This is a genomic window from Chryseobacterium contaminans (genome assembly GCF_001684955.1).
Lineage (GTDB): Bacteria > Bacteroidota > Bacteroidia > Flavobacteriales > Weeksellaceae > Chryseobacterium > Chryseobacterium contaminans.
Window position 1 is genome coordinate 1 of the sequence record NZ_MAYF01000153.1, and the last position, 4,073, is coordinate 4,073.

General features: G+C 35.6%; 4 protein-coding genes. 1 reads left to right on the forward strand and 3 read right to left on the reverse strand.

All coding sequences use genetic code 11. The annotated features are described in order from the left end of the window. The 3 genes from BBH99_RS10190 to BBH99_RS10200 form a co-directional block, all read right to left on the reverse strand. Positions 1–600: serine hydrolase domain-containing protein (locus tag BBH99_RS10190; protein ID WP_131799211.1), on the reverse strand; the 600-nt coding region annotated here is incomplete at its 3' end. Between the two features lie 168 nt (positions 601–768). Continuing rightward, a complete protein-coding gene (locus BBH99_RS10195) occupies positions 769–2,076 on the reverse strand; it encodes a dihydrolipoamide acetyltransferase family protein (RefSeq protein ID WP_066695205.1) in 1,308 nt (435 codons plus the stop codon). Positions 2,077–2,139: 63 nt separating this feature from the next. Beyond that, positions 2,140–2,967: an SAM hydrolase/SAM-dependent halogenase family protein gene (locus BBH99_RS10200; RefSeq protein ID WP_066695206.1), complete on the reverse strand. Its 828-nt coding sequence runs from the start codon at positions 2,965–2,967 to the stop codon at positions 2,140–2,142. Positions 2,968–3,100: 133 nt separating this feature from the next. Between BBH99_RS10200 and BBH99_RS10205 the strand changes: the two genes are divergently transcribed. After that, the gene (locus tag BBH99_RS10205; RefSeq protein ID WP_066695208.1) at positions 3,101–4,060 is read left to right on the forward strand and encodes a PhoH family protein; all 960 of its coding nucleotides are present in this window, start codon (positions 3,101–3,103) and stop codon (positions 4,058–4,060) included. Positions 4,061–4,073 lie beyond the last annotated feature (13 nt).

Genomic DNA, 4,073 nt, shown 5'->3' on the forward strand with positions numbered 1-4,073 from the left:
ATCCGAAAACTGGTTGTTCAGGATGAAGTTTTCAAAAGACTGTCCTGTGATTTTTTCAATAATCATCGTAAGAAGAAAATAATTGGTTTGATTATATCTGAACTCATTTCCTGTTTTAAAGTCCATTTTTTCCTTAGATAATCTTTCAATAACCCTAGCATTAGAATCATCCACGGTGATATCATTAAAGGTTATGAGATTAGGAATTCCTGAAGAATGGGTTAATAGATTTTTTATTTTAACTTCCTGCCATGTTTGGGGTAGGTTTTCAATATATTTTGAAATGTTATCCTCTAAAGATAACCTACCTTTTTCAATCAGTTGAAAAGCACCAATATTTGTCATTAATTTTGAGGTGGAATATATCCTGAACATTGAGTTTGAATCCACTTTTTTATTGCTTTCCAGTGTTTCCGTGCCGTAATATTTCTGGAAAACAACCTTGCCGTCTTTTATAACTCCAATAGCCAAACCTGGGATCTGATTAATTGCAACCATTTCTTTCACATACTGATCAATAGCTGCGGATTGTTCAGTTTTCTGAGTATAAGCCATTACGGAAATACTTAGAGCTAATGTATTTAGAATGAATTGTTTCATGGGTAACTTGTTTATGTTTTATAAAAGACAATTTAAACTCCATTGATATTACACTCCCCATCAAAGATACAAAGAATGGGAACAAAAAAACCTCCGATAAAAATCGAAGGTTTTATATTTATTGATGATCACCAGCAAGTAAACTACTCATTGCCGATTACTCATTATTTATATTTCTGTGTTCAGATCCCAGTTTTCAAGGTAATCATGAACATGCTTAAGCATCATTCCACCTAAAGAACCATCTACTACTCTGTGGTCATAAGAGTGAGACATGAACATTAAGTTTCTGATGGCAATTACATCACCGTCTGCTGTTTCAAGAACTGCAGGTTTTTTAACGATAGCTCCGATGGCAAGGATCGCTACTTGCGGCTGAGGAATGATAGGGGTTCCCATAAGGTTTCCAAAGCTTCCTACGTTAGAAATTGTATACGTTGCACCCTGAGTGTCTTCTGGTCTCAATTTCTTGTTTCTTGCTCTGTAAGCTAAGTCATTAATTGCTTTAGCAAGTCCTGAAAGAGATAACTGATCTGCATTTTTGATTACAGGAACAATCAGGTTTCCATCTGGTAGAGCAGTTGCCATACCGATGTTGATATTTTTCTTTTTAATGATATTGTCTCCATTTACAGAAACATTGATCATTGGGAAATCCTGGATTGCTTTTACTACAGCTTTTACAAAAATAGGCATGAAAGTAAGTTTTTCACCTTCACGTTTTTCAAACATTGCTTTGTTTTTGTTTCTCCATTTTACAACGTTGGTAACGTCTGTTTCAATGAAAGAAGTTACATGTGGAGCAATTTGTTTTGCTTTCACCATGTTTTCAGCAATGATCTTTCTCATTCTGTCCATTGGAATGATTTCGTCACCTGCAGCAGCCGTAATCGTTGCAGCTGGTGCTGAAACAGGAGCTGGGGCAGAAACAGATTGCTGTACCGGAGCAGCTTGTTGAGCAGGTTGGCTTCCTCTGTTAGCAACGTAAGCTAAAATATCTTCTTTAGTAATTCTTCCTTCTAAACCGCTTCCTTTGATAGATTTCAGTTCGGTTTCAGAAATATTTTCCTGTTGTGCAATTGATTTAACAAGTGGAGATAAATAAAGATCTCCGGAGAATTCTACATTAGATGCAGCCGCAGTTTGTAAAGGCTGCTCAATAGTTTTTAAAGTTTCAGTATCCGGAGTAGCTGCTGGTGTTTCAGAGGTTACTTCCTCAGAAGCAGAACCTTCTCCTTCAATTTCTAAAATAGCAATGGCCTCACCTACTTTTGCAACTTCATCTTTTTGCTTTAAAATTTTTACGATTTTTCCCGAAACTGGTGTCGGAACGTCTGAATCTACTTTATCTGTTGCAATTTCTACTACAGAGTCATCCTCTTTTACGTTATCACCTTCATTGAATAACCAAGTGATAATTGTCGCTTCCATAACACCTTCTCCCATGGAAGGAAGCAATAATTTGTATTCTGCCATTTTTGATTTTTAGATTTTGACAAATATATAAAAAAAATCGGTTTTTTTATGAAATATATAATTTTACATAAATTGGATATAGATATTTTCACCTACATTCAATCCAAACAGGCTTTTAGCACCGTTTTTCTTGCTACCTTTATAGATTGTTAGCTCCAATAACTGACTGTCATTGAAGATTGCAGCAGACTGTCCATGGAACTCTGTCTCCCTTTCCCAGTCCGAAACCACTTCCGTATGGCTGGAAAAGATCCGGGAAAGGCTCAGGTTTCTGAATTTTATGGTAAATCCTTTATATCCTTTACTGATATTTTCAAAGAAATCTTGATTGATATTTGAGATGATATTTCCGAAATTATCAATATAAGTTACTTCGCCAATAATCATTGCTTCAGATTCATTGTAAACAGCCCTTGGGAACATCAGCTGTTTGGCGGTGTCAATTTTCCTTCCGATCACTTCAGGAAGACCACCATTGGCAAGATGCACAGCTGCCGGAACAAAAATATCCGTAGAAGTAAAATTAATGACATCATCAAAACGGTTGTTTAAGGTGATTTCATAGATGGCTTCCGGCTTAATATCAAAAAAGATAAGGCTTAAAAGACCATTGTCTGCAGCCAGAAAATAAGAACCATCAGCTTTATAAAGGATATTTTTTCTTGATTTATGATAAAAACTATCTACAGAAAGGATGTGGATACTTCCTTTCGGGAAATATTTGTAAGCGTTTCTTACAATATAAGATGTCTGTATAAGGTTGAATGCCTGGATATCGTGGGTTATATCAATAATATTAACCTCAGGATTTAGAGACAGAATTTTGCCTTTCACAGCGGCAACTCTGTAATCTAAATTTCCGAAATCCGAAGTAAGGGTAATAATTGACATGAGCAATTTATAGAATAGTGTAGTCATGCAAAGTTATTTAAAATAAAAGGAAAGCCCGAAAGATTGTTGAAAAGAATTTGATATAAATTGAAAAAAAGCTTTAATTTTAAAATCTAAAAAATAAAAATACTGCATGTTTGAATTGACCTATGATCTGGAAGACATCGATGCGAAAATCTTCTATGGAGTTAATAACCAATATTTCAACTTACTAAAATCAAGCTTTCCAACCATTAAAATTACGGGGAGAGACCATTATATTTTTGCAATGGGAAATCAGGAAGCGTTAGATATACTGAAGCAAAAACTGGATGATATTGTAAAATTTATCTCAAAAAACAACTCAATTGGGCTGAAAGACGTTGAAAATATTCTAAATATTAAAGATGAAAACGAAAAACAGCTGATCTTTGATCAGGACATTATCGTAAAAGGAGTAAACGGAAAAGTCATTAAGGCTAAAACAACCAATCTTAAAAAACTCGTAAAAGAAACAGAGAAAAAAGATATGGTTTTTGCCATTGGTCCTGCCGGAACCGGAAAAACCTATACCAGTGTGGCGTTGGCGGCAAGGGCATTGAAAGATAAGGAGGTAAAAAGAATTATTTTAACAAGGCCAGCTGTGGAAGCAGGAGAGAGCCTGGGGTTTCTTCCGGGAGATCTTAAAGAAAAGCTAGATCCATATTTACAGCCTTTATATGACGCACTTCGGGATATGATTCCTCATGAAAAGCTGGAAGGCTTTATGGAGAAAAAGGTTATAGAGGTGGCGCCATTGGCTTTCATGAGAGGGCGTACCCTTGATGATGCTTTTGTAATTCTTGATGAAGCACAAAATACTACCCATGCTCAAATGAAAATGTTCCTTACGAGAATGGGAATGAATGCTAAATTTATCATTACAGGAGATCCAAGTCAGATAGACCTTCCGAAAAACCAGCAATCCGGGTTGAAAGAAGCTATGAGAATCCTGAAAGGAGTTAATGAAATTGGATTTGTATATCTTACAGAAGAGGATGTAGTAAGACACCCTGTTGTTAAGAAGATTATTCTTGCGTATAATGACGAAGAAAAAAGACTAAGAAATGACTGATTCTGTAGTGGGA

Excerpts from the sequence above, each read along its gene's own strand:
- BBH99_RS10195 (WP_066695205.1), bottom strand. The coding sequence starts at position 2,076 with ATGGCAGAATACAAATTATTGCTTCCTTCCATGGGAGAAGGTGTTATG.
- BBH99_RS10200 (WP_066695206.1), bottom strand. The coding sequence starts at position 2,967 with ATGTCAATTATTACCCTTACTTCGGATTTCGGAAATTTAGATTACAGA.
- BBH99_RS10205 (WP_066695208.1), top strand. The coding sequence starts at position 3,101 with ATGTTTGAATTGACCTATGATCTGGAAGACATCGATGCGAAAATCTTC.